Annotated in this window: 19 protein-coding genes; 11 read left to right on the top strand and 8 right to left on the bottom strand. The window is 53.5% G+C overall.

Going from position 1 to position 25,751, the window contains the following annotated elements; genetic code table 11:
- Window positions 1-54 precede the first annotated feature (54 nt).
- From RHI63_RS12930 to RHI63_RS12915, 4 genes are read left to right on the top strand one after another with little or no spacing between them, the layout of a single operon-like run.
- The gene (locus RHI63_RS12930; RefSeq protein ID WP_310821673.1) at window positions 55-2,286 is read left to right on the top strand and encodes a bifunctional (p)ppGpp synthetase/guanosine-3',5'-bis(diphosphate) 3'-pyrophosphohydrolase; all 2,232 of its coding nucleotides are present in this window, start codon (window positions 55-57) and stop codon (window positions 2,284-2,286) included.
- Between the two features lie 50 nt (window positions 2,287-2,336).
- Window positions 2,337-4,376, top strand: a complete 2,040-nt coding sequence (locus tag RHI63_RS12925) for a putative PEP-binding protein (protein WP_310821671.1) — start codon at window positions 2,337-2,339, stop codon at window positions 4,374-4,376.
- 34 nt (window positions 4,377-4,410) lie between these two features.
- Window positions 4,411-6,477, top strand: a complete 2,067-nt coding sequence (locus tag RHI63_RS12920) for a protein kinase domain-containing protein (protein WP_310743152.1) — start codon at window positions 4,411-4,413, stop codon at window positions 6,475-6,477.
- Between the two features lie 26 nt (window positions 6,478-6,503).
- Window positions 6,504-6,656: a hypothetical protein gene (locus RHI63_RS12915; RefSeq protein WP_310744645.1), complete on the top strand. Its 153-nt coding sequence runs from the start codon at window positions 6,504-6,506 to the stop codon at window positions 6,654-6,656.
- Here the strand turns inward: RHI63_RS12915 and RHI63_RS12910 are convergent.
- Window positions 6,653-8,803 (bottom strand): HAD-IIB family hydrolase, encoded by a 2,151-nt coding sequence (locus RHI63_RS12910; RefSeq protein WP_310744644.1) that lies wholly within the window; start codon window positions 8,801-8,803, stop codon window positions 6,653-6,655. The two genes, RHI63_RS12915 and RHI63_RS12910, sit on opposite strands and share 4 nt — an antisense overlap.
- A gap of 63 nt (window positions 8,804-8,866) precedes the next feature.
- On the opposite strand from RHI63_RS12910, the gene RHI63_RS12905 reads away from it, so the two are divergent.
- From RHI63_RS12905 to glgB, 4 genes are all read left to right on the top strand, one after another.
- Window positions 8,867-9,553 carry an energy-coupling factor ABC transporter ATP-binding protein gene (locus tag RHI63_RS12905; RefSeq protein ID WP_302679172.1) on the top strand — a complete coding sequence of 229 codons (687 nt, stop codon included), beginning with the start codon at window positions 8,867-8,869 and terminating at the stop codon, window positions 9,551-9,553.
- A gap of 143 nt (window positions 9,554-9,696) precedes the next feature.
- On the top strand, window positions 9,697-10,239 hold the full coding sequence (locus RHI63_RS12900) for a hypothetical protein (RefSeq protein WP_225901596.1): 543 nt from the start codon (window positions 9,697-9,699) through the stop codon (window positions 10,237-10,239).
- A gap of 56 nt (window positions 10,240-10,295) precedes the next feature.
- On the top strand, window positions 10,296-11,387 hold the full coding sequence (locus RHI63_RS12895) for a quinone-dependent dihydroorotate dehydrogenase (protein WP_315863485.1): 1,092 nt from the start codon (window positions 10,296-10,298) through the stop codon (window positions 11,385-11,387).
- An 83-nt stretch (window positions 11,388-11,470) separates the two neighbouring features.
- Window positions 11,471-13,771: a 1,4-alpha-glucan branching enzyme gene (glgB, locus tag RHI63_RS12890; RefSeq protein ID WP_302676882.1), complete on the top strand. Its 2,301-nt coding sequence runs from the start codon at window positions 11,471-11,473 to the stop codon at window positions 13,769-13,771.
- Here glgB and RHI63_RS12885 read toward each other — a convergent pair.
- From RHI63_RS12885 to RHI63_RS12870, 4 genes are all read right to left on the bottom strand, one after another.
- Complete coding sequence (locus tag RHI63_RS12885; protein WP_310800297.1) at window positions 13,768-15,582, bottom strand: ABC transporter ATP-binding protein; 1,815 nt, start codon at window positions 15,580-15,582, stop codon at window positions 13,768-13,770. The two genes, glgB and RHI63_RS12885, sit on opposite strands and share 4 nt — an antisense overlap.
- Window positions 15,583-15,660: 78 nt before the next feature.
- The gene (gene gndA / locus RHI63_RS12880) at window positions 15,661-17,103 is read right to left on the bottom strand and encodes an NADP-dependent phosphogluconate dehydrogenase (protein WP_206200502.1); all 1,443 of its coding nucleotides are present in this window, start codon (window positions 17,101-17,103) and stop codon (window positions 15,661-15,663) included.
- Between the two features lie 82 nt (window positions 17,104-17,185).
- Window positions 17,186-17,668, bottom strand: a complete 483-nt coding sequence (locus tag RHI63_RS12875; protein ID WP_206200501.1) for a DUF3828 domain-containing protein — start codon at window positions 17,666-17,668, stop codon at window positions 17,186-17,188.
- 3 nt (window positions 17,669-17,671) lie between these two features.
- A complete protein-coding gene (locus tag RHI63_RS12870) occupies window positions 17,672-18,640 on the bottom strand; it encodes a protochlorophyllide reductase (protein ID WP_310438663.1) in 969 nt (322 codons plus the stop codon).
- Window positions 18,641-18,812: 172 nt separating this feature from the next.
- On the opposite strand from RHI63_RS12870, the gene lipA reads away from it, so the two are divergent.
- The gene (gene lipA, locus RHI63_RS12865) at window positions 18,813-19,700 is read left to right on the top strand and encodes a lipoyl synthase (protein WP_206200499.1); all 888 of its coding nucleotides are present in this window, start codon (window positions 18,813-18,815) and stop codon (window positions 19,698-19,700) included.
- A 12-nt stretch (window positions 19,701-19,712) separates the two neighbouring features.
- On the opposite strand, the gene RHI63_RS12860 is transcribed toward lipA, so the two are convergent.
- Complete coding sequence (locus RHI63_RS12860) at window positions 19,713-20,480, bottom strand: hypothetical protein (protein WP_310821668.1); 768 nt, start codon at window positions 20,478-20,480, stop codon at window positions 19,713-19,715.
- A gap of 313 nt (window positions 20,481-20,793) precedes the next feature.
- Between RHI63_RS12860 and RHI63_RS12855 the strand changes: the two genes are divergently transcribed.
- Window positions 20,794-22,596: an iron uptake porin gene (locus RHI63_RS12855; protein WP_310821667.1), complete on the top strand. Its 1,803-nt coding sequence runs from the start codon at window positions 20,794-20,796 to the stop codon at window positions 22,594-22,596.
- Window positions 22,597-22,651: 55 nt separating this feature from the next.
- Here the strand turns inward: RHI63_RS12855 and RHI63_RS12850 are convergent, their stop codons facing one another.
- Both RHI63_RS12850 and RHI63_RS12845 read right to left on the bottom strand, forming a co-directional pair.
- Window positions 22,652-23,374: a hypothetical protein gene (locus tag RHI63_RS12850; protein ID WP_310744640.1), complete on the bottom strand. Its 723-nt coding sequence runs from the start codon at window positions 23,372-23,374 to the stop codon at window positions 22,652-22,654.
- 29 nt (window positions 23,375-23,403) lie between these two features.
- Window positions 23,404-24,210, bottom strand: coding sequence for a hypothetical protein (locus RHI63_RS12845; RefSeq protein WP_310821666.1), 807 nt, complete (start codon window positions 24,208-24,210; stop codon window positions 23,404-23,406).
- Window positions 24,211-24,478: 268 nt separating this feature from the next.
- Between RHI63_RS12845 and RHI63_RS12840 the strand changes: the two genes are divergently transcribed.
- Complete coding sequence (locus tag RHI63_RS12840; RefSeq protein WP_310743142.1) at window positions 24,479-25,714, top strand: response regulator; 1,236 nt, start codon at window positions 24,479-24,481, stop codon at window positions 25,712-25,714.
- The last annotated feature ends 37 nt before the right edge of the window (window positions 25,715-25,751 follow it).

The raw sequence follows: 25,751 nt of genomic DNA, 5'->3' as shown, positions 1-25,751 counted from the left end.
ACTAAAATATACGTACTCGAATCCACTGTGCTGCTCTCCCGATCGCCTGCTGCTATGAACGCTTTTGCACCTAGCTTGCCGACTGATATTGAATTACCCGATTGGTTAGCGACGTGCCTGCGAAATCCAGAGCCTGAGAATGGGGATGATTTGGTCTGTCGAGCGTTTCAATTTGCCTACGACCTACACCAAGGACAGCGGCGGGCGTCTGGGGAACCCTACATTGCCCATCCTGTGGCAGTGGCAAGTATTCTGCGAGATTTAGGCGGGGGGCCTGCTCTTTTGGCGGCGGGGTTTCTCCACGATGTGATTGAGGATACCGCTGTTACGGCAGAGGAGCTAGAAGCCAATTTTGGTGCCGAGGTGCGGCGACTGGTGGAGGGGGTCACTAAGCTCTCGAAGTTTAACTTCTCCAGTAAGACGGAGCGGCAAGCGGAAAGTTTCCGACGCATGTTTTTGGCGATGGCGCAAGATATTCGGGTCATCGTTGTCAAGCTGGCCGATCGCCTGCACAATATGCGCACCCTAGAGTATCTACCGGAAGATCGCCGCCGTGCCATTGCCCAAGAAACCCGTGATGTCTTTGCCCCCTTGGCCAATCGCTTGGGGATTTGGCGGATCAAGTGGGAGCTAGAGGATTTAGCCTTTAAGTATTTAGAGCCAGAAGCCTACCGCCGCATTCAGGAACTGGTGGCGGAAAAACGCGCTAATCGCGAGGCACAACTGCAGCAGGCGATTCAAATTCTCTATGACCGCTTATCGGGAATGGGCTTTGGATACTTAGAAATTAGTGGCCGTCCCAAACACCTCTATAGCATCTATCAAAAAATGATGCGGCAGCAAAAAGAATTCCATGAAATCTATGATGTGGCGGGCATTCGCATTCTGGTGGCCACAAAAGATGAGTGCTATCGTGCCCTTGCCGTCGTCCATGACTGTTTCCTTTCCGTGCCAGGGCGGTTCAAGGACTACATCAGCTTGCCCAAACCCAACCAGTATCAATCGCTGCACACGGTGGTTATTGGTCTTGGGGGGCGCCCCTTGGAGGTGCAAATTCGCACATTGGCGATGCACCATGTCTCTGAGTATGGGATTGCTGCTCACTGGAAGTATAAAGAAACAGGTCATTCCTTGCCGCAACAGTGGAGTGCTCGCGATCAAAAATTCACTTGGCTACGGCAACTGCTGGATTGGCAAAATGACCTCAAGGATGCCCAAGAATATCTCGATAGCATTCGCGATGATCTCTTTGATAAGGAGGTCTACGTCTTTACGCCCCAAGGGGATGTCCTTGCCCTGCAACAGGGGGCGACGCCCCTCGACTTTGCCTACCATATTCACACCGATGTCGGGAATCACTGTGCTGGGGCACGGGTGAATGGTCGGATAGTGCCCTTGGATACACCACTGCGCAATGGCGACATTGTTGAGATCATCACCCAGAAAACTGCCCACCCCAGTTTGGACTGGTTGAACTTTGTTAAAACCACAACGGCACGCAATCGTATTCGGCAGTGGTACAAGCGATCGCGCCGCGATGAAAACCTGCAGCGGGGACGGGAATTACTGGAGAAGGAACTGGGCAAAGCGGGTCTAGAAGCCCTTCTGAAGTCACCGCAGATGCAACAGGTGGCAGAGCGCAGCAACTACCAAAGTGTCGATGATTTAGTGGCCGCCTTGGGCTATGGCGAAATTACGCTGAATCTGGTGGTGAATCGGCTGCGGGCAATTACCCTAGCGCGTCCAGAGACAACCCCACCGGAACTGCCTTCAGAATCTGCCCCTGTTAACCGTGTACCTGCCAGCACGAAACCCAGTGATTCCCCGATTCTTGGGGTGGAGGGTTTGGTTTATCACATTGCTGGCTGCTGTTGTCCTGTGCCCGATGAACCGATTATTGGCGTGGTGACGCTGGGGAGTCGGGGTATTTCAATTCATCGTCAGGGCTGTAGCAACCTAGAGTCGGTGTCGAGCGATCGCCTGATTCCCGTGAGTTGGAACACAAAAGTCAATCAACGCCGTCCCCAAACCTACCCTGTGGATGTGCAAATTGAGGTGATTGATCGCGTTGGTATTCTTAAGGATATTTTGACCCGTTTAACTGATAATCAAATTAATGTGCGACGAGCCAATGTCCACACGGATCCGGGACGCACGGCGATTATTGATTTGTGTATTGATATTGTGAATGCAAAGCAGTTGGATCATCTCTTGGCGCAAATTAGAAAAATCACTGATGTCCTCAACATTCGTCGCCGTCAGCAAACGGAAGTGAGTTCTCCCTAGGTCGGATCGTCCGCTCCCAGACCCCCAAGGACGATTAAGGAAACGCATTTGTGACATCACTCCTTCTGGAACCCCTACAACAGTACCCAGCGGAAGCCCTTTCCCCAACATTGGTTGCCCTGCAAGAGGCGCAAAAAATCTTGCCACCGCCTCATCCTGTCTGGCTGATTTCCACCAATGTCTGGCAACAGTTACGCTCTGGCGTCATTCCCCTGTGGCACGCGGCCTGCGATCGCTGGCAAGAGGTGCCCCCCAATGCGGCGGATTTCAAGGCACTGGCACTGAGGATGACCCATGAATTAACCCCTTTGGATGTGGGGGAGTTAGAAACAATTTTTGCTGCTTGTCATCACTTTTGGCAACAACAGGGGGGAGAACGTCATCTTGTTCTCACCACCTATCTTTGGCAGGAAGCGGTGGACTTACCTTGGGGGCTAGGCCGTGGAACCGTGTTACATCATCCCAGTTTACCCCTGTGTCATCAGGCGATCGAAGCGGCCTTTGCTGCCCTTGTCCAAGCCAAGAATCTCTATACCTATTGGCAGCAGGGATGGGATTTTTGTCACCTCAAAGTGGCGATTTTGCTTTACCCCTTGAGTACCATTGTTGCCTCAGGCTGGTGGACAGGGAGTGATCCAAGGTTGCCGGCGATCGCCAGCGGTGTGACGCTCCCCCATCACGGCATTCCTTTGCCCCCAAAGGGAATTGAGCTGACGCCCGCAGAGGAACAATACTTGCAGCAGGCCTGTCGCGGGTCGGCGTCCCATCTCTGGGTTTGGCATCGCAGTCAGACACAGGTTTGGTGGGGACAGTGTTTAGCAGAACCTCTGCCGCTGGTGCCCTTGCCGCAGGCCGTGGAGCGCACCCTCATAGCTGAAGGGCTACCCGCTGCGCCGGGGCAGGCGATCGCCCCTGCCCTTGTGGTTACAGACCCCTGTGCTCCTGCGGCTGTTGCTGGGCAGATCTTGGTGAGCAAAAGTATTCCACCCCACTGGTTGCCCCTCGTGAGTGCTGCGGTTGGTGTGATTTGTGAGCAGGGGGGCTTAACCAGTCATGGTGCCATTCTGGCGCGGGAATTGGGACGGCCAGCGGTGGTCGGTGTGGTAAATGCGACTCAGCAGATTAGTTCAGGAATGACGCTGTTTCTAGATGGTCATCGGGGGTCTATCTATCAACTGCCCCCAGAGCCATTGCCCGTGGTGGCGACCCCCTCGCCGCAAACGCCCTCACTCCCGACGGTCAAGCGGTTGCCGTTGCCGGTCATGGTAAATGTCAGTCAAGTCAGTGCCCTGCGGTTATTGCGATCGCTCCCCTGTGATGGCATTGGTCTATTGCGCTCAGAGTTGATGTTGTTGGCCTTTTTGGATCATCGCCATCCCTGTCATTGGTTGGAGCAGGGGGACGCTGAGCAGTTGCGCGATCGCTGGGTGCAGCACCTCTGTGAATTTATGCGGGCGATCGCCCCCCGTCCCCTCTTTTATCGCACATTGGATTTACGGCCAGCCGACTATCGCCAACTCTTGGGGGGACATCAGTTTGAACCGGCAACGGATTGGGGGCTGCGGGGAGTGAGTCGCTATCGCCATTGTCCAGAGCTGTTTCATTTGGAACTGTCAGCGCTGGCGATCGCCCACCGCTTAGAAGCCTGCCCGCTGCGTATTATTCTTCCCTTTGTCCGCAGTGTCAGTGAGGTGGTCTATTGTCAAAAGGCTCTTGCCCAGCATGGTCTGACAGCCAAGGCGGGTGTGGAACTGTGGGTAATGGCGGAGGTGCCGGCCATTTTATTTTTACTGTCTGATCTGGCCAACCTTGGCGTTGCTGGCATTACGATTGGCACCAATGATCTAACCCAACTGCTGTTGGGCATTGATCGCGAAACAACACTACCGGAATTAAATGAAGACCATCCTGCCGTTAGGGGGGCGATCGCCCAATTGATTCAACAGGCCAAAGCCCATCACCTAGGATGCCATCTGTGTGGCGAAGCCCCCACTCGCTATCCCCATTGGCTGCCGTGGTTAATTGATTTGGGGATTGACGGCATTTCTGTGAGTCCTGAGGTTGTCACCCAAGTGTTGGATCAGTTTTAATCGTGAATAAAGTGGTGCTTCTTGATGCAAAATCATGCTTATCTACTGCACCCGCCCCCAGTGTTCCCATCCCCACAATGACCTGCCTGAACTAGAGGGGGATGTCTTGGTGGATACCATTAGCCAAAAGTACTGCGCCAACTGCGGCATGCCCTTGATTTTGCGGGGGCGCTATGTTGCCCAACAGCTGTTGGGACAGGGGGGCTTTGGTATTACTTACCTAGGGCGAGATTTGGATACGCCCGCCAAGCGCCAATGTGTGATTAAACAGCTCCAAGTTGAAACCTCAAATCCAGACCTCTTGCAAAAAGCAGAAAATTTATTCAAGCGAGAAGCGCGACTCCTAGAAACGTTGGGGGAACATCCCCAAATTCCTACCCTATTTGCCTTCTTTCAGGAGCGGGTGAGCAGCAGCACAGGCAAAGCAGAACAACACTATTTTTATCTGGTTCAAGAATTTATTGATGGCGATACGCTTGAGTGTGAACTTGCCTATCGCGGTTATTTGAGTGAAGAGGAAGTTCGTGAGGTCTTAAAGGATCTCCTACCTGTTTTGCAGTACATCCACGATCAAGGGGCTATTCATCGAGACATTAAGCCAGCAAACATCATTCGCCAATCGGCAAAGAACAGTAAATTTCCGGGGCAGCGTCGCCTTTACCTCATTGACTTTGGTGCAGTCAAGGAGATTTCCCGTGTTACCGAAGTTGCGAAGGGACATACAAAAATTTATACAGCGCATTATGCCGCACCAGAACAAGTCAGCGGTGAGCAGGTTTTTCCGAGTTCTGATCTGTACGCCCTAGCAGTGACCTGTATTGTCTTACTCACGGGCAAAGATCCCAAGGAATTGTTTGATAACTACCATCACACTTGGAATTGGCAAAAGTATGTCCAAATCACACCAACGTTTCGCGATGTTTTGGCAAAGATGCTGGCCGTTGCACCCAGCGATCGCTATCAATCCGCCAAGGAAGTCGAAGCTGCCCTAGCGGATGCAGAGACAGAAACAAAAAAAACGTTAGAGATGCAGGCGCTAGAAACACCACTGATTACTAAACTGGTTACTGAGGAGTCTCCACCACCTCGCTTAGCGCCGTCGGTCAACTGGCTGCTTGAGAAGTACAACAGTGGTTTGCAGAGTGATTGGTTAGAGCTGCAAAACTATGGAACACTGGTGCGTCCTTCAGGTTCTCAAAGCGAGGGTGCCATTTTTACTGAGTGTCCTGCTCATCCCAGCTATTTAGTGATCACAGATGTCAATCAACAGTCTTGGCTTGTTCCCTTGCATAGGGGAGACTTCGATGCTTACTTATTTCGGCGAACGTTACCCCAGCACCCCAGTGAAAAGTCAGGGCAATTGCTGAGGCCAGCACGGGTTGAACGGCAGGATCAACATTGGCGGATGATTGAGGCAGGCAGTATTGTCCATGAACCGGTTGTCACACCCCCACCCCTCTCTACCACGCCTACAGGACAACTCTTCTCTGGGACTCAATCAGTACCCACAGCTCAGTCATCATTCGCACCGTGGTTCATCCTCGGCTCACTTGTGATTGCCTTTGGGAGTATGTTTGCAGCGATGGCTGTAATTTTGCTGTCGAACCGCCTAGAACCCCGCCCTCCCTCGCTAGCCAATTCCCCTACTGAAGTCGCAGAAACTCCTGACCAATCGCCCCCTATTGAATCTCCGTTGCCAACCCCAGAAACTGTTTCTACGCCCCCACCCCCTGCAAGTGCTAGCGAACGCGTCCTGCTTGACCCGGAGCTGCTCCCTGATCCCAGCCTTTTTGTTGAAAATTACTATGCTCTGATTAACGCTGGCAATTACGAGGCAGCATGGCATCAATTGACCAGCTCTTTCCAAAATGATGCCTCAGCACACCCCAACGGCTATGGTTCATACATCGATTGGTGGACTAAAGTGCAGTACGTTGATGTTTATAGTACTGAAGTTGTCGGTTTAACTTCAGATAGAGCCGTTGTTGATGCAAATCTTCACTACATAATGAACTCTGGTCAAGATTTTTATCAAACGTTACGCTTTACTTTAGTCAATGTTGGTGGCGAATGGCTAATTCAAGGAACCCAAGCTCTCTAGCGTGCTAGCGGGGGAGTCACTGGCTGATGCAGGATGGCACGGAGTTCAACTTGGCACTGCAGAGCTATCCTCAACTCAATCCCACGCGACAACCGACAGTGGAGGCACTGGCTCAGATTCTTGCCGATTACCGCGCCAAGGGCATTTCTAGTTTGACGTTATCGCAGGCTTTTCGTTAGAAGCCATAGTGTTCAATCGCTTCGAGAATCCCTTGGGCATAGTGACCTTGAGCAAAGTAAATATGGGGGCGATCGCGCAACTTTTCCAATTCCGGACTGTGATTGCCCACAACAACAGCAAGGGTATTCCCCGTCAGCATTTGCTCGTCATTGCCAGAGTCCCCAGCCACCAACAGTTTTTGCAGCGGATAGCCCCACTTGAGGGCAAGATAGCGCAGGGCATCGCCTTTAGAGGCACGCAGGGGCAAAATATCCAAGAACTGATTGTGGGAGAAAATTGGCCGACAATGGAGTTTCTGCTGTCGCAGTAAACGCAAGACCGGGGTAATGCTGGGGAGAACCGTGGTATCCACGTTGTAGCTAATTTTGTGGGAGCGTTGATTTTCTGGGGGTTGCAGCGTCAGGCCTGCCACATCGGCGAGGGTGTCTCTCACCCGTTGGGGTTCCCAGCGATAGCTAATGTGCTGCTGCCAACTGGTGTCGGGAACCAAGTGAGGGCCATAGTGAATTTCACTGCCCACGGACGTAATTAAAACATCGGGAATCGGCACGCCCCATTCATGGAGGATCTCTAGGGTAATTTCGAGATGACGCCCCGTTGCCACCCCAAAGCCCATTTCAGGACGGCGTTGCAGAAGCGTTAAGAGTCGCTCCAAGGCCGGGCGATCGCCAATCAAGGTATTGTCAATATCACTAATCAACAGGCGTTCGAGGGTGAGCAGGCGGTTCCGTGTCAGCGTCGTTGGCAGTTTATTACTCTGGTACTGAGCCGGTTGGCGTTGCACACTCAACACGGGCAAGACTGATTTTTCCGCCAGTTGAGCAAGGGCGTGCAGATACATCTCCACATGACTGCGCCAAGAGTAGTGGGCTTGTACCCCCTTCAGGCCATTGTCTGCCCAAGTCTGCCACTGACTATCACTTTGAAAGGCTTGATGCAAGGCACTGCGAATGGCTTCTAGATCAAGGGCATCAAAGAGCAACCCATTGCGACAGTGGCGGATAATCTCCTGCGGCCCGCCATCCGCTGTCGCCAAAATCGGTAATCCACAGGCAGCCGCTTCAATGAGCGTCAGGCCAAAGGGTTCAGTGAGGGCAGGGTTGATAAAGACGCCCCGTTGCTGCGCGGCTAAACGGTAAAGATCGGGGACTTCATCACTGGTGTGGGTTTTCGGATAGGCGACTTTGCCATAGAGGTCATAGCGATCGACCAGCAAAAAGAGTTCGGTCAACACCTGGCGAGGGCTGGCCTCCATCTTGCTAATATCGGTGCGATTGCCGAGTACTAAGACCAGATTCGCTCGCTCCTGTAAAAAGGGATCAGTGCCATAGACATTGAGCAACGCAGCCACGTTCTTGCGCGGTACTGGCCGGGAGAGGCAAAAGATAAAGGGCTTTTCCGGTTCCACTAAAAAGCGACGCAATTCCTTGCGAAAGGGTAAATCGGCAGGGACAGGCCCTGGATAGAAACGGCGGGTATCTACCCCCGGCGGAATAACGGCCATCCGTGCCGGATCGTATTGATCGTAGAGGCGATACTGCTCTTCGACCTCCTGATGGGTACTGGCAATAATGAGTGCGGCACTGGCAAGGGTTTGCTCCTCGGCTTCAATGCGAGTCGTAAAGTGAAACTGCTCCTCAATGGCATCGGGCTTACTACCCTGGGCAAGGAGTCGCTGTCGCTTGACCCGGCCGAGGGAATGCCCAGTGTGAACAAGGGGAACCCCCAACCAACCGGCAACACGGCAGCCCACATAACCGGCATCGGCATAGTGACTGTGGATCACATCGGGCATGCGGCCACTTTGGCGGAGATGGCGCAACAGTTCATCGGCAAATACGTCTAAATAGGGCCAAAGCACTTCCTTGCGCAAATAGCGGCGAGGACCACAGGCTAGGCGGACAATGCGGGCGCGATCGCCAATTCGCTCAATGGGCTGGGCATAGTCGGGGCTGACCTTGGCATCGGGAATCAGACGAGTGACCAAATCCACCTGCGCCACCCGGGGATGGGCTGCAAGGGTTTTTGCCAGTTCGACCACATAGCGCGTTTGTCCTCCCGTATCGGCATCTCGTCCTAGTTCAAGGCGATCGCCCCGAATCAAACCATGAATACTGATGAGGACAATGTATAATCCATCTTGCATAGCCGCTCCCTTACTTGGTGCACGACAACCCAATTGGGGGTCATCCTCACCCTACCGAAAAACATGAGCATTGTCCAAAAACCCATGGCGGCAATCCCCCCAGCAATTCATCTCAAAGAGGTCTCCTTTGGCTGGTCGCCAGAGGTTTTAGTGCTGGATCGGGTGTCCCTAGAAATCCCGCGGGGGCAACTATGGATGCTCCTCGGCCGCAATGGCAGTGGTAAGTCAACACTGGTGCGTATTTTGGGAGGTCTCTTGCAGCCCCAAAGCGGTGAAGTCTATGTGGAGCAACCCCTTGGCTTTGTCTTCCAGAACCCCGATCACCAACTGGTGATGCCCAGTGTCGGTGCGGATATTGCCTTTAGTCTCAATGGTGAATCCCTCAACTATTGGCAGGTGCGCGAGCGCGTCAGTGCCGCCCTACAAGCTGTGAATTTACAGGGGCTAGAACGCCGTCCCATCTATGCCCTCAGTGGCGGCCAAAAACAGCGGGTAGCCATTGCCGGGGCGATCGCTCGCCATTGTCGGGTGCTATTGCTCGATGAACCCACGGCACTCCTTGACCCCGATAGCCAGCGGGAACTCCTAGGCTACGTGCGCCAACTGGTCAACAGCCAAGGGATCACCGCACTGTGGGTCACCCACCGTCTCGATGAACTGGCGCAAGCGGACGGTGCCATTGTTCTGGATCGTGGCAAAGTGATTGGCCAAGGGGCACCCAGCGACATGATGCCTCTGCTGCACGCTTGAAAAGCCAACCATTCCTGCACCGAAAGGAATCTCTCAAACCGCTGGCACTCCTCTTGGGCTGCTATGATCAAGGACTAGAGATATAGAATGCTTGCATACGAATTCACCTGTAGGATTGAATTATTGCATTAGGAGCGATCGCCATGACTGAAACGCCTCAAACCCCACCCCCCGAAGAACCCACGGCCAAAGCTAGCCGTCCCGCCCGTCGCAGCAACCCGCCCGCCAAAGAAAATAGCGGTCAAATGGTTTCCCTTGCCGAAAAAACCGCTCTTGCCCCTGCAGGCACAACCACAGCCAGCGACATCGTGGTATGGCAAACCTTTAATAGTGCCGGCTTGCGTCCCATTGAAGCCAGTCCCGTGCAAGTGGTGCACATGATCAAAGATGCCGGCGAGCGTCCGGTGCTCAGCAGTGGCCTGCAAATCTACGACAGCATCAACTCCGCCGGTATTCGCCCCATCGTGGCCACCAATTTCCGCGTGGTTGAAACCCTGAACATCATGGGGGTGCGCCCCGTGGCAGCGGATGACTTTGAAATTGTCGAAACAGTGAATTGGATGGGCATTCGTCCGATTACCACCAGTGGCCTGCACATTGCTGAAACCTATTATTCCGCTGGGGAACGGCCTGTGGCTTCTAATATCATTGATGATTCACCCGTCCTCATGGGCTATCTGGACTAGGGGCATAGTGTTGACCATTCAACCCTTTAGGTGGGGGAATGGCAGTCTGAATGGCCATTGATCCTTATCGGCACCTGCTGCGGCCACTTCTTTTTTCTGGGTTGCAGGCGGATCCAGAATTTCTGCACCAGCAGTTTATCTCCCTCTGTGGGTGGCTTAATCAGGATCGTGCCCTGAGCACTTGGCTGCGGCAGCAACTTCAGCAACGCTATGCCCTTGCAGATCCCCGTTTAGAGCGGCAAATGTGGGGACTACGCTTTCCCAATCCCATTGGTTTGGCGGCAGGGTTTGATAAGAATGGTGTCGCCCGCAGTGTCTGGTCGGCCTTTGGCTTTGGCTTTGCGGAGTTGGGCACCGTCACTTGGCAGCCACAACCGGGAAATCCGCGTCCGCGCCTCTTTCGCCTAACAGCCGATCGCGCGGCGATTAATCGCATGGGGTTTAATAATGCCGGCGCAGAGGCCATGGCCGCCCTTTTGGAGCGATCGCCCCCGCCAACGATTCCCATCGGTATCAATTTGGGCAAGTCAAAAATCACCCCTTTGGAAGCTGCAAAAGAGGATTACTTAGCCAGTTTTCGCCGCCTGTATCCCCTTGGCGATTATTTCGTGATTAATGTGAGTTCTCCCAACACACCGGGGTTACGGGATCTGCAAGCCAAGGAACAACTAGAACCCATTTTGGAGACGCTACAAACCGCCAATCACCCCCGCAAGCCCCTGCTTCTGAAAATTGCCCCCGATTTGAGTTGGGAGCAGATTGCGGCAATTCTTGATCTGATTCAAACCTATGAACTCGCCGGCATTGTGGCCACCAATACCACAGTGGCACGGGAGGGGCTAAAAACCCAGATGATTCCGCAGACGGGGCGATCGCCGGCGGACGAGGCGGGAGGTCTCAGTGGTGCCCCTTTGCGCGATCGCGCTACCGCCGTGATTCGCTTTATCCACAAAGAGACCCAAGGCACTCTGCCGATTATTGGGGTGGGGGGGATTTTCACGCCAGAGGATGTAATCGAAAAACTAGCAGCCGGTGCAACACTGGTGCAACTCTACACCGGTTGGATTTACCAAGGACCGAGCCTATTGCGAGAGCTACTCCAAGGACTCTTAGCCCACGCCACCGATCAAGAGAAGCCAGAGAAATAGCGTCTGTGCCCTTGTCAAGGGGAGCATTCTAACTGTTAACTTTTCTATAGTATTGTCTCTATATTTTACGAAAGTATAAAAATATGACCGTTTCGCCCGAACAGATTGACCGCATTGTTTCCAACCAGCACCACGATCCCTTTGAAATTTTGGGATGTCACCAGATCAGTGAGAATGGCCAATCCATGTGGGCGGTACGCGCCTATTTACCCAATGCCGAACGGGTGAGTGTCCTCTGTCCAGAGCAGCGGCAAGAATATCCGATGACGCCAGTGCACCACCCCCACTTTTTTGAATGCCGCATTCCTCTGCCGGAACTGAATAATTATCAACTGAAAATTTATGAAAATGGCCACGAGCGGGTGATCTACGATCCCTATGCCTTCCGCTCCTCAAAGCTGACGGATTTTGATATTCATCTCTTTGCCGAGGGCAATCACCACCGCATCTATGAAAAACTCGGGGCACACCTGCTCACAGTCGATGGCGTTGCAGGGGTGTATTTTGCCGTCTGGGCACCCAATGCCCGCAATGTCTCTGTCATTGGCAACTTTAACCACTGGGATGGCCGCAAACACCAAATGGCACGGCGCGGCAATGGCATCTGGGAACTCTTTATCCCCGGCTTGGGTGTGGGCGAGCACTATAAGTACGAAATTAAGAACCAAGACGGCCACATCTACGAAAAATCAGATCCCTACGGCTTTTACCAAGAACCGCGTCCCAAGACCGCCTCTATTGTCACCGACCTCAACAGCTACGAATGGGGCGATAACGACTGGCTAGAAAAACGGCGCCACACCGACCCCCTGACGCAGCCGATTTCCGTCTTTGAGGTGCATTTAGGATCGTGGCTCCACGCCTCAATGGAAGACCCCCCTATTGGTGCTGATGGCCAACCCCAAGAACCCGTACAGGTGGCAGAACTCAAGCCCTGGGCACGCTTTCTCACCTATCGCGAATTGGCGGCCAAACTCATTCCCTACGTCAAGGAATTGGGCTACACCCACATTGAACTCTTGCCCGTTGCTGAGCATCCCTTCGATGGCTCTTGGGGTTATCAAGTCACTGGCTACTACGCCCCCACCTCTCGCCATGGCAGTCCCCAGGACTTTATGTATTTCGTGGATCAGTGCCACCAAAACGGTATTGGTGTGATTGTGGATTGGGTACCGGGGCACTTTCCCAAGGATGGCCACGGCCTCGCCTTCTTTGATGGCACCCACCTCTACGAACACGCGGATCCGCGCAAGGGCGAACACAAGGAATGGGGCACCCTTGTCTTTAACTATGGTCGCCACGAAGTGCGCAATTTTCTGGTGGCCAATGCTCTCTTTTGGTTTGACAAGTACCACATTGATGGTATTCGCGTGGATGCCGTGGCCTCGATGCTCTATCTTGACTATGCCCGCAAGGAGGGTGAGTGGGTACCCAATGAGTATGGCGGACGGGAAAATTTAGAGGCGGCCAACTTCCTGCGCCAAGTGAACCACGTGATCTTTAGCTACTTTCCGGGGATTCTCTCGATCGCGGAGGAGTCAACGGCCTGGCCGATGGTCTCTTGGCCGACCTACATGGGGGGATTGGGCTTCAACCTGAAGTGGAATATGGGTTGGATGCACGATATTCTGGACTACTTCAGCATGGATCCGTGGTTCCGCCAGTTCCACCAAAACAATGTCACCTTCAGTATGTGGTATCACCACAGCGAGAACTTCATGCTGGCGCTCTCCCATGATGAGGTGGTGCACGGCAAGAGTCACATCATTGGCAAAATGCCGGGCGATCGCTGGCAGAAATTCGCCAATCTGCGCTGTTTATTTGCCTACATGTTCACTCACCCCGGCAAGAAAACAATGTTCATGGGGATGGAGTTTGCCCAATGGAGCGAGTGGAATGTCTGGAGCGATTTAGAGTGGCACCTGCTGCAATACGAACCCCACCAGCAAACCAAACGCTTCTTTGAGGATCTCAATCGCCTCTACCGTTCACAACCTGCCCTCTACACCCAAGATTTCAAACAGGAGGGCTTTGAGTGGATTGACTGTAGCGATAACCGCCATAGCGTTGTGTCCTTTATCCGCTGGGATAAGGACTACCAAGATTTTGTGGTTGTCGTCTGTAACTTTACACCACAGCCCCACAGCCACTACCGCATTGGCGTGCCGGAGCATGGCTTCTATAGTGAATTGTTTAACAGTGATGCCCGCGAGTATGGCGGTAGCAACATGGGTAACTTGGGCGGTAAATGGGCGGATGAGTGGCCTTACCACAACCGCCGCTACTCCCTTGATCTCTGCTTGCCCCCCTTGGCAGTGCTGATCTTGAAACTGGATCGCGAGAAAACAGCCGCTGAGCGGGCACGCTATAACCTCACACCCTAACCTTCAGGGAGGAGCTGGCCGGCCTGGACTTGCCAGAGGCCGTAATAGACGCCCTGCTGCGCCAAGAGTGCTTCGTGTGTCCCCTGTTCAACAATGTCGCCCTGCTCTAGAACGTAAATGCAGTCGGCGTGGCGAATCGTCGAGAGGCGGTGGGCAATGGCAATGGTGGTGCGATGGGCGGTAATGTGGGCTAGCGATCGCTGGATGGCGGCTTCGGTTTCGTTATCCACGGCGGAGGTGGCTTCATCGAGTACTAGAATCGGTGGATCTTTGAGCAGGGCGCGGGCGATCGCCAGCCGCTGCCGCTGACCGCCGGAGAGTTTTTGCCCCCGTTCGCCGACCACCGTGTCGTAACCTTGGGGCAGTTGCTCGATAAAGTCATGGGCTTCCGCCAATTTTGCAGCATGCACAACGTCTGCTAGGGTGGCCTGGGGGCTGCCATAGGCAATGTTCTCAAAGACGGTGCCATGGAAGAGAAAGACATCCTGACTCACCCAACCAATGGCACGGCGCAAGTCCCGCAGCCGATACTCGCGAATATCCACCCCATCAATGAGAATGCGCCCTTCTTGCACCTCATAGAACCGCAGTAACAATTTCACAAGGGTACTTTTGCCGGATCCCGTGGAGCCGACAATGGCGATCGTCTGACCTGCAGGCACGTGCAAGCTGACATTTTTTAGCACCGGCGCCCGACCCGCGTAGGCAAAGCTAACGCATTCAAAGCGCACCTCTCCTTTGACATGGCGCGGATCAAGGGGGCGATCGCCCGTACAAATCGCAATCGGCGTTTCCAGCAAATTCAGCACCCGTTGCGTTGAGGCCATGGCTCGCTGATACTGATCCAGTGTTTCCCCCAAACGGGTCAAGGGCCAGAGCAACCGTTGAATCAGATAGACCATCGTGCTGTAGGCGCCCACATCCAAGCGCCCCTGAAAAGCGGCAAAGCCACCCAGCACCAACGTTCCCGTAAAGCCAAAGAGGATCACAAAGCGAATCAGGGGAATATAGGCAGCACTGAGGCGAATGGCGCGGCGATTACTCTGTTGGTAGGCTTCACTATCCCAGCGCAGGCGCTCCAATTCGTAAGCCTCGGCAGTAAAGCTCTTGATCGTTTGAATACCTGAGATATTGTTAGCCAAGCGTTCGTTGAGGCGTCCCGCCTTTTCCCGCACATCGGCATAACGAGGGGCGAGTCGCCGCTGAAAGATGACGGATCCCCAGAGAATAAAGGGCATCGGCAGCATCCCCCAGATCGCCACATTGGGCGCCAAATAAAAGAAAATCCCACCAATCACTAAGACGGTGGTTGTGACTTGCAACACCTCGTTGGCACCGCCATCCAAAAAGCGCTCGAGTTGGTTAATGTCATCATTGAGAATCGAGAGCAACACCCCACTGCTGCGTTCTTCAAAAAACGCCAAATCCATCTCTTGGACATGGGCATAGGTCTCAAGGCGCAGGTCGTGTTGAATCTGCTGGGCTAGGTTGCGCCAACTGCGGGCATAGGCATACTCAAAGAGGGATTCCAAGCTCCAGATCACAAATGATAGGCCGGCCAAGGCCAACAGTTGCTGCTCAAAGGTCACCAGCCCCCAGCGGGCGAAGAGGGAATCCTGCTGCTTCACCACCAGATCCACAGCAATCCCAATCAGAACGGGGGGAGCGAGATCAAAAATTTTATTGAGGATAGAGTAGAGGGAGGCAAGCCCCACTTGGCGTTGGTAGCGTTGGCTGTGGTGCAGCAGTCGTAAAAACGGATGCAAGGCTTCTTGGCCTCCCCAAAGTGCAGGATGATCGCGGGCAAGCAAATCACTCGCCTAATTCTTAAGATAAGCTAAAGAATTGCCCCCTTGGGGAACAACGCCGCCAACGCTACTGCCTACCTCTTAAATGGATGCTTTTCCTGCCTCCTGAATCGGTACCCACTCCGTATGGAAGGTTCCCGGTTTATCGATCCGCTCGTAGGTATGGGCACCAAAGAAATCCCGCTGTGCTTGGGTGAGATTTTGCGGCAGGCGATCGCGCCGATAGCTATCGAAGTACTCCAAGGACGCGCCAAAGGCGGGCACAGCAATCCCAGCACGGGTCGCCTCCACCAACACCTCCCGCCACGCCGCCTGTTTATCGAGGATGGTTTGCCGAAACTCCGGCGCCAGCAGCAGATTGGCCAGTTGGGGATTTTCGCTGTAGGCCTGCTTGATCTTATTCAGGAAGCCAGCGCGAATAATGCAGCCCCCTTTCCAGATGCGGGCAATCTCGCCAAGGTTTAGTTGATTATCAAAGAGTTCTTGGGAGCCTTTGGCAATCAGCGCCATCCCTTGGGCATAGGAGCAAATCTTTGAGCAGTAGAGGGCATCGCGAATTTTGTCAATGAATTCTTGCCTATTGCCGCTAAAGTGAGCCGCAGGGCCGGGGAGGACTTGGGCAGCCGCCATCCGTTCGGCTTTGATGGAGGACATGATGCGGGCATTCACGGCAGCGGTAATCGTTGGAATGGCCACCCCCATTTCAAGGGCACTTTCCACCGTCCAGCGACCGGTTCCCTTTTGACCTGCCGCATCCACAATCACATCCACAAGGGGCAAATGGGTTTCTGGGTCAATATAGGTGAAAATCTGGCTAGTAATTTCAATCAAAAATGAGTTGAGTTCGGGGGTCTCATTCCAACTTTTGAAAACCTCATGAAGTTGCTGGTGATTGAGGCCAAGGAGGTTTTTCAGCAGGTCATAGGCCTCGGCAATGAGTTGCATATCGCCATACTCAATACCGTTGTGCACCATCTTGACAAAGTGCCCCGATCCCCCCGGCCCAATGTAGGTGACACAGGGGCCATCATCAACTTGCGCTGCAATTTTGGTGAGAATGGGTTCGAGGGCTTGATAGGCCTCCCGACTGCCACCGGGCATGAGACTCGGACCATTGAGGGCACCTTCTTCACCGCCACTGACGCCCATGCCAAAGAAGCACAGCCCTACTGCCTCCATTTCAGCAACGCGGCGTTCGGTATCCGTGTAGAGGGAGTTGCCCCCATCAATGAGAATGTCGCCCGGTTCAAGGAGTGGCTTGAGTTGCTGGATCAGGTCATCCACGGGTTTGCCGGCTTTGACCATCGCCAAAATGCGGCGGGGACGCGACAGCGACGCCACAAATTCCTCAAGACGATAGGTGGCCTTGAAGCGACGGCCGGCGGCTCGTTCGGCCATGAAAGCTTCAGTGCGGGCGGGGGTGCGATTATAAACCGCCACGGAGAATCCATTTCGCTCCACATTGAGGGCAAGGTTTTCCCCCATGACAGCGAGGCCAATGACGCCAAAATCTTGCTGTGACATACATCCGTCCTGCAATGGCAAGGATCACTTCCACCATAGCGGCAAGCTCAGCCAGAGGAATGGAAGAAGACGTTAAGGTTCACTAGCGGTTGATGTCCCGCAGCAGACAGCGCAGGTTGTCCCACGTGCTCAGGTAGATCAGGTTATCAATTTGCCAGCGATCGCCCCCTTGGCGCAGGAGTACTTTTATCGGCACAGGCGTTCCCGATCGCCCCCGTAGACCTACCATAACCTCAATATCCACTTCCGCCACTTGGGGATGATTGGGCGATCGCCGCACGTTGCGCACTTTCACCCCTTGAGTACTCACTTGGGTAAAGGAAAAGGGATCAAAGTCTAGCCAAGCGCCATCCCGTGGCTGTTTGCGAAAGGCTTGCATCAACTGCTGGTATAGATCGGGCGTAAACGCTGCTCGCTGCTGAGAGAACCGTTGGCGGCCTTGATCTTGGTTTCGCACCCACCACTGATAAAATTGGCTCACCACTGTTTCTGGTGCTGAGCTGGCGATCGCCCCCGTCTCGATGACAAGGGCAAGACTAACGCCGAGGGGCAACCACCACTGCATCGGCTAGGCCAAACCCACCAGTTTTTCGCTCAACTCCCACAGGCGACGCGCTTTTTGCTCATCACTGCCCTCTGCCGAGAGTTCTTGGACAAAGGCTTTGCGGCCCTCTTTTTGGCGGTTACCCCAACTCCAGTGCACCCCCGACTGGCGAAACTCTGGGTCGGCCACCACCATTGCGACGCGCTCACCCGCTAGTTCTTGACTGACATAGCCCCCCGTGATGTTTTTCTGGAAGAGGGGGAAGAGCTTCTGGAAGAGGGGAAAGTGGTTGCGAAAGAGGGGGGTGTCCGCCACACAGCCCGGATACAAGGAGCTAAAGACAATCCCCGTCGAATCATGGAAGCGGCGATGTAGTTCCCGCACCGTGAGCATATTGCAGAGCTTGCTGTCTTTATAGGCCTTGCCCGACTTGAAGGGCTTGCCGTTAATCATGGCGATGGGTTTCTTGAAGCCCTTCTCAAAGCCTTCGAGGTTACCCAAATCGGGGGGAGCAGGAATGGGAATTTTGCCGCCGAGTTCTTTGCGGTTGGCCGTCACCGTGCCGAGAATCACCAAGCGCTTATCGCTTTCGGGAGACTTCTTCAAATCATCGAGGAGGAGGTTGGCCAAAAGAAAGTGCCCCAAATGGTTGGTGGCCACACTGATTTCATAGCCATCCACACTGTAGATCGGTTCCTTGAGCAGGGGATAATAGACAGCGGCATTGCAGACAAGGGCACGCAAGGGGCGATTCAATGCCCGAAATGACTCCACAAAGCCGCGCACACTGGCCAACGAGGACAAGTCCAAATGCAAAATCGTGTAGGCCTGCGGCGGAATCTGCAAGTCTTTGGCGGCTTGCTCTGCTTTTTCAAGATTGCGGCAGGCCATAACAACGTGCCAGCCCCGATTAGCTAAGGCTTTGGTGGCATACAATCCGACTCCAGAGGATGCACCCGTAATAATGACCGTTGGGCGTGGCTGATCACTCATAGGTTCTGTGGCATACCTGCGGTAACGTCGCTATTGATCCTGCCATAGAAGCGATCGCCCCCTAGGCGCACCCCTAGGGATCATTTACAGTTACTTAATAAATAGACTCGATAGTTAATCAAGTTTTGTATCTAGCTCGCCTCTCCCCTATTTTCAGGATTAACCCGACTCTATGACTATCTCCCAACCCCTGCCGCCGTGGCTGCGCAAACCCCTTGGCAAAGCCAGTGAGATCTCCACCGTGCAACGCCTCGTGCGCCACTATGGCATCCACACCATCTGTGAAGAGGGGCGCTGTCCCAATCGCGGTGAATGCTATGCCCAAAAAACCGCCACTTTTTTACTCTTAGGCGCCACCTGTACCCGTGCCTGCGCTTTTTGCCAAGTGGAGAAAGGCCACGCTCCTGCTGCCGTTGATCCAGAGGAACCAGCAAAAATTGCGGCTGCTGTGGCTACCTTAGGATTGCGCTATGTAGTTTTAACCTCTGTGGCTCGCGATGACCTAGCCGATCAGGGGGCGGGTCAATTTGTTGCGACCATGCACGCGATTCGCCAACGCTGTCCCGGCACGGAAATTGAAGTCCTCACCCCCGACTTTCGTATGGATCGGGGACGCTTGAGCCAACGGAACTGCATTGCCCAAATTGTGGCGGCACAGCCTGCCTGCTACAACCACAACCTCGAAACTGTACGCCGCTTGCAAGGCCCGGTGCGACGGGGTGCCACCTATGAGAGTTCACTGCGGGTCTTGACCACGGTTAAGGAACTGAATCCCCACCTTCCCACCAAGTCGGGCTTGATGTTGGGCTTGGGAGAAACCGAAGCAGAGGTGATTCAAACTCTAAAAGATTTGCGAGCCGTGGGGTGCGATCGCCTGACCTTGGGACAATACCTGCCCCCCTCGTTGAGTCATTTGCCTGTGGTCAAGTATTGGACACCTGAAGAATTTAACACCTTGGGCAAGATTGCCCGCGAACTCGGCTTTTCCCACGTGCGATCGGGGCCTCTTGTACGTAGCTCCTACCATGCAGCAGATGCCGCGCCAACCCAAGAAGCGTGATGGGTACTTCATTCAATCAGGAAAGTATTTGCCCCTTGTGGTGACCATTGCCGCACCGCGATCGCGAATCAACGCCTTGGCTGCCCGCTCAACGCGATAGCCAAAAAACAGAGGGCGAATCTCCTCGTTGGCCTCTACTTGAGACACAAGATCCAAAAAACGCTCCACTTCTGATTCAGTAATGTTACTTTTGACTTCCCCTAGCACTAACACTGGTCGTCCTTCTATGCGGCCGCGAATCACTAAGTCAAACTCATAACTGCCGTTGCGCAGCGGCAGGGTATCCCGCTCACAAAATTCGATTTCCATGCCCCAGCGATGTTCTAGGATTTCGGGCACCACTTCCAGAGCAAGGTCTTCTAGGGAGCCACCGAGAGCTTCACTGAGGCCGCCCACTTGGCGTGCAAGTTGTTTGACGGCTCGTTCAGTGCGCTTTTGCGCTTCAGCCAGTTCTGCAACAGCAACAGCTAGCTGATCCACTCGTTCTTCAGTGCGTTTTTGAGCTTGGGCGAGTTCTTCAACCCGTTCTTCAGTGCGTTTTTGAGCTTGGGCGAGTTCTTCAACCCGTTCTTCAGTGCGTTTTTGGGCTTGGGCGAGTTCTTCAACTTGCTCTTCAGTGCGTTTTTGGGCTTGAGCTAATTCGCCTACGATGGACTTCAGCTCATTGAAGTCTCTTGCTTTCACCAAATCGTTGTAGGCTTCATGGATGACTTCTGCAAGCAGATGCGCTTGTTCGGGAGGAAACGCCGCCCGCAGCTTTTCTTCGAGGACAGAGGTCATTGCATCTATGAAATCTTGGCTGTACTTTCTATTGTACCGACTAGGCAGAACTTCTCTGGTTGCCACCCCCTCTATCAGAAAGGCTCCTTGTGTGCAGCTCGTACCACGCCAGCCAGACGAATAAAATTCCAGTGTCAACAAATCAAAACAAAGTATTTGACAAATCAAAGGGGAAGCACTTAGGATCTATTAGAACTTGCATAATCGGCTTGCAACACATTTAAGCTATATTGTGTAAGCTAAGTACTAGGGAACAGCAGAGTGAGTTTATCCATCTGCCGAACCCAGACGCTCGTGAGTGAGGAGTAACATCGTGAAAAAGACGTACCTGTTAGCAGGTAGCTTGAGCCTACTGGGTGTGGTCGCAGGGGCTAACATTGCTACCGCGAATGAACCCGCCAACTTCGAAAACCTAATTGCTGCTGAACCACAAAATCTCCAAGTTTCTGAAGCACTGCCTGCCCCCAACACCATTGCAGACGCTTCGAGCACGATTACCTCTGTCAATCAGCTTCTGGCCAACGAAGAATCCATGGGGCAGGTGACCTCTGTCTCGCAGCTGTCTGACGTGCGTCCCACCGACTGGGCCTACCAAGCCCTCGCCTCCTTGGTTGAAAAGTATGGCTGTATCGCGGGGTATCCTGATGGCACCTTCCGTGGCAACCGTGCCGCCACCCGTTATGAAATGGCAGCAGCATTGAACGCCTGCCTCGATGTGATTAGCGATCGCTTTGCCACCAAAGAAGACCTCGCTACGCTTCAGAGACTCATGGATGAGTTCGCTGCTGAACTCGCCACCCTGCGCGGTCGCGTGGACAACCTCGAAGCCCGCACCGCTGCCCTTGAAGCCACCCAGTTCTCGACAACGACCAAGCTCACGGGTACGGCGGTGATGTCGGTGCAGTACGGTGGTCGTCCCAGTAGTCCAAATCCTTCGGTTGCACCTCCACTTGGAGTTGGTCCACTTGGCCTTACCGATGCCCCTGGTCGCACGAATCCCACCGTTATTGCTGGGGTGCTGCTGAACCTGAATACCAGCTTTACCGGCACTGATTTGCTGCAAACCACGCTGTCTACGGGCAATGGCGGTCGCGATGCCATTAGCACCTATGGTCTGGGTTTGCAAACAGGCTCGACCCTCGGACCTGGCAATACATTTAATAATGCACTGGGGCCGCTTCCCTACTTTAGCCCCAGCCAGTACTACTGGTCGAACTTTGGTCCGAATGTGGAGCTATACCGCCTAGCCTATACGTTTAAGCCCACCCAAGATATCACCATTACTGCAGGGACACGGTTCTATCCGAGCGATATCATTGACACCAATAGCTGGGCGAACTCTCCTGCTAGTGACTTTGGCACTTACTTCTTCCTCAACAACCCCTTCATTGTGCCCTACGCCATGAACTACCTAGGGGGTGCAGGGGTTGCTATCCAGTGGAACCCCAATGAAGGTCCTTTTACCGTGCGGGCATTGTATCTTGCGGCAGAGCCAGGACGAGCTAATTCTGGCATTGCCCCTCCAAGTCCGGGGGGTGGGTTTGCGGGTGATCCCTACCAAGCTTCCTTGGAGTTGGAGTATGCCAACACCTTTGGCAATGGTCGCAACAGTTATGTGGTGAAGCTTCAAGGTACCTACTCCAAAACCTATGGCATTGAGGCGCAAGCGGGGGGCATCAACTTTGAGCTCAATCTGGGTCGCTTGGGCATCTTTGGCCGTGCAGGGGTAGCAGGGATTCCCAATGGCTACTTTCCCAATGTTTCGCCCCTACCATTCTCTGACTTGCCTACGCCTCCTGGTGTTGGTGGAGCAGCTGGCATGATGGCCTATAACTTTATGGCCGGTATTGGCTACAAAGACTTGCTGGTGCCAGGTTCAGTACTGGCGGCAGCGGCGGGTGCGCCGTTTATCAACAGTGCTCCTTCCTTTGGCGGCGTCTTCAATAATGCTAACCAAGTTAACATTGAGGCCTTTTACAAATTCCCCATCAGTGACAACATCAGCATCACGCCTATCTTCACAGCGATTATCAACCCCAACAATACCAATGGGGGTGGGGTTATTTCTGGTCAGCCGATTCTGCAAGGCGTGATTCGGACTACGTTCACGTTCTAGAGCGGGTGAATTTGCCCTCACCCTAGATCCCTCTCCCCTGTGGAGGGGGATTTTTTTACGGGAAGTATTTACCGCGGGTGGTGACCATTACCGCGTCGCGATCGCGAATCAACGCCTTGGCTGCACGCTCAACGCGATAGCCAAAGAAGAGGGGGCGAATCTCCTCGGGCGCTTCCACTTGAGCCACAAGATTCAAAAATCGCTCCACCTCTGATTCGGTGATGTTGCTTTTTACTTCCCCGAGTACCAAGATTGGTCGCCCTGCCACCTGACCCCGAATCACTAAATCAAATTCATACTCCCCATTGCGCAGGGGGAGGGTGTCGCGGTCACAGAACTCAATTTCCATGCCCCAGCGATATTCCAGAATCTCTGGCACCACCTCAAGGGCGAGGTCTTCCAGCGACCCACCCAAGGCTTCACTGAGTCCACCCACTTGGCGTGCGAGTTGTTTGACCGCTCTCTCGGTGCGCTCTTGGGCTGCCGCCAGTTGATCCATTCGTTCCTCTGTTCGTTTCTGAGCTGCCGCCAGTTCTTCTACCCGTTCTTCCGTCCGTTTCTGCGCTTGAGCCAGTTCTGCAACGGTGACAGTCAGTTGATCCACCCGTTCTTCCGTGCGCTTCTGGGCTTGCGCCAGATCCGCGACAATCGCCTTTAGTTCGTTGAAGTCTTTGGCCTTCACCAAGTCGTCATAGGCCTCACGGATCACTTCCGCCAGTAGGTGCGCCTGTTCTGGCGAGAACGCTGCCCGTAGTTTTTCTTCGAGTGCAGAGGTCATTGCTAGTGTTGATTAGCCATATTCCCATTCTAGGGAAAGTACTTGCCGCGTGTGGTGACCATTACCGCATCGCGATCGCGAATCAACGCTTTAGCTGCACGCTCAACGCGATAGCCAAAAAAGAGGGGACGAATCTCCTCGGGCGCTTCCACCTGAGCCACAAGATTCAAAAATCGCTCTACCTCTGATTCGGTGATGTTGCTTTTCACTTCCCCGAGTACCAAGATTGGTCGCCCTGCCACCTGACCCCGAATCACTAAATCAAATTCATACTCCCCATTGCGCAGGGGGAGGGTGTCGCGGTCACAGAACTCTATTTCCATGCCCCAGCGATATTCCAGAATCTCTGGCACCACCTCAAGGGCGAGGTCTTCCAGCGACCCACCCAAGGCTTCACTGAGTCCACCCACTTGGCGTGCGAGTTGTTTCACTGCTCTCTCGGTGCGCTCTTGGGCTGCCGCCAGTTGATCCACTCGTTCCTCTGTTCGTTTCTGAGCTGCCGCCAGTTCTTCGAGCCGTTCTTCCGTTCGTTTTTGAGCTTGCGCGAGTTCTTCGAGCCGTTCTTCCGTTCGTTTTTGAGCTTGCGCGAGTTCTTCAACTCGTTCCTCAGTCCGCTTCTGCGCTTGAGCCAGTTCTGCAACAGTGACAGTCAGTTGATCGACCCGTTCTTCCGTCCGCTTCTGGGCTTGAGCCAGATCGGCCACAATTACTTTCAGTTCATTGAAGTCTTTGGCCTTCACCAAGTCGTCATAGGCCTCACGAATTACTTCCGCCAGTAGGTGCGCCTGTTCTGGTGAGAATGCCGTCCGTAGTTTTTCTTCAAGTGTAGAGGTCATTGGTAACAGTCGCAAAAAAGCAGAGGCATCGTCATTTTTTAGAAAAGGGGTGTAGTCTACTATCCTTTGTGAAGGTCATTAACTTTTCTGAAGTTTTCTTTCATTTTTTCGCCGATACCGCTTAATATAATCAACACACCAGTATTCTGAAGCACATCTCTCACTTTAAGGAGAGGAAAACATCTCAATTGGTTTTATTGTCAAATATCGCTGGTTGCTGCCGGAGTAGGACGAAACTTCGGTGGGGGTAGCAGCTCGGAGGCTAAATATGATGACATCAGATCGCGGTTTTAGTGGCGGGGGAACACCACAGTTTACAGAAACGCTTCAGCCGGAACGATTACTCCAGCAACTCAGCACTTCAGGAGGCACAGGTTGCTTCAGGGTGAGCGTTCAAGGGCAGCAGTGGTTTCTCTACTTTGATCAGGGAAGTATTGTCTATGCTACCCACACGATTGAACCGGGCGATCGCTTTGAGCGCCATTTGCGGCAACTGAGCTGGGACGTCTCCGCCTTGGATCGCGAGTTACGTGTCCAAGTCCGACAGCAATGGGAACAGGCCAACACCCCCACCCCGATCTATGAATATGAGAGTCTGCGCTGGTTGCTTACTCAAGACATCATTACCCCAGAGCACTTTAGCCATCTAGTCGAGGGGCTAATCGTTGAAGTCCTAGAGTCGTTTTTATATCTCAAGAGCGGTCACCATCAACTTGTGCCCTATGTTGAAGTGCCAATTGTCAGCCGCTTTGACGCCACCCGACTGATTCAGCAGTGCAAATCCCGAATTCAGCAGTGGCTCAGCCTTGGCCACAAAATTGTCTCGCCTTTTCAGCGCCCCTACTTCTTTAGTGGTGCGCAAGTCAATTTAACCCCAGAGCAGCAGCAACGCTTGGGGTCGATGTTGCGGGGGTTTAGCTTCCGCCACTTGGCCGTGCTCATGAACCAAAATGAAATTGCCTTGGTGCGTAGCCTCTTACCCTTGATTGATAAAGGAGCCGTAGTCGTTCGTGAGCCGCAACATCCCTTTGATTTGCTGCCCAGTTTTGATGCCAGTTTGTGGCAGGAAACCACGCCTACCGTTACAGAGGAGAGTGGCGATTTGGGCAGTGGCTTTTTTACCTCAAAAGTGCCAAACCGTACCTATCGGATCATCTGCATTGACGATAGTCCGACCATGCTCAATGAAATTAAGCGGTTTTTGGCGGATGATGCCTTTGAAGTCATTGCCCTCAATGATTCTGTAAAAGCCCTGATGGAGGTGATGCGCCTCAATCCAGATCTGATCCTGCTGGACGTGGGGATGCCCAACATTGATGGTTATAAGTTTTGTAAAGTCATTCGCAACCATGAACGCTTTAAGTCAGTGCCGATCATTATGGTCACGGGTAACACGGGTCTCGTTGACCGCGCTAAAGCCCGCCTCGTGGGAGCGACGGACTATATGACCAAGCCCTTTACCCAAGCGGAACTCTTAAAAATGGTGTTTCAGTACTTGACGTAGTACAGGCAACCTGTGGGCAGTATATTGACAGTAATCG

This window comes from Thermosynechococcus sp. GLH187, assembly GCF_031583395.1.
In the GTDB taxonomy this organism is placed as follows: Bacteria; Cyanobacteriota; Cyanobacteriia; order Thermosynechococcales; family Thermosynechococcaceae; genus Thermosynechococcus.
The sequence above is the reverse complement of the archived record's forward strand: the minus strand, read 5'-3'. Positions and strand labels throughout refer to the sequence as shown.

Coding starts and splice junctions, on each gene's coding strand:
- RHI63_RS12930 (WP_310821673.1), top strand. CDS start 55: ATGAACGCTTTTGCACCTAGCTTGCCGACTGATATTGAATTACCCGAT.
- RHI63_RS12920 (WP_310743152.1), top strand. CDS start 4,411: ATGCTTATCTACTGCACCCGCCCCCAGTGTTCCCATCCCCACAATGAC.
- RHI63_RS12915 (WP_310744645.1), top strand. CDS start 6,504: ATGCAGGATGGCACGGAGTTCAACTTGGCACTGCAGAGCTATCCTCAA.
- RHI63_RS12910 (WP_310744644.1), bottom strand. CDS start 8,803: ATGCAAGATGGATTATACATTGTCCTCATCAGTATTCATGGTTTGATT.
- RHI63_RS12905 (WP_302679172.1), top strand. CDS start 8,867: ATGAGCATTGTCCAAAAACCCATGGCGGCAATCCCCCCAGCAATTCAT.
- RHI63_RS12900 (WP_225901596.1), top strand. CDS start 9,697: ATGACTGAAACGCCTCAAACCCCACCCCCCGAAGAACCCACGGCCAAA.
- glgB (WP_302676882.1), top strand. CDS start 11,471: ATGACCGTTTCGCCCGAACAGATTGACCGCATTGTTTCCAACCAGCAC.
- gndA (WP_206200502.1), bottom strand. CDS start 17,103: ATGTCACAGCAAGATTTTGGCGTCATTGGCCTCGCTGTCATGGGGGAA.
- RHI63_RS12875 (WP_206200501.1), bottom strand. CDS start 17,668: ATGCAGTGGTGGTTGCCCCTCGGCGTTAGTCTTGCCCTTGTCATCGAG.
- RHI63_RS12870 (WP_310438663.1), bottom strand. CDS start 18,640: ATGAGTGATCAGCCACGCCCAACGGTCATTATTACGGGTGCATCCTCT.
- lipA (WP_206200499.1), top strand. CDS start 18,813: ATGACTATCTCCCAACCCCTGCCGCCGTGGCTGCGCAAACCCCTTGGC.
- RHI63_RS12860 (WP_310821668.1), bottom strand. CDS start 20,480: ATGACCTCTGTCCTCGAAGAAAAGCTGCGGGCGGCGTTTCCTCCCGAA.
- RHI63_RS12850 (WP_310744640.1), bottom strand. CDS start 23,374: ATGACCTCTGCACTCGAAGAAAAACTACGGGCAGCGTTCTCGCCAGAA.
- RHI63_RS12845 (WP_310821666.1), bottom strand. CDS start 24,210: ATGACCTCTACACTTGAAGAAAAACTACGGACGGCATTCTCACCAGAA.
- RHI63_RS12840 (WP_310743142.1), top strand. CDS start 24,479: ATGATGACATCAGATCGCGGTTTTAGTGGCGGGGGAACACCACAGTTT.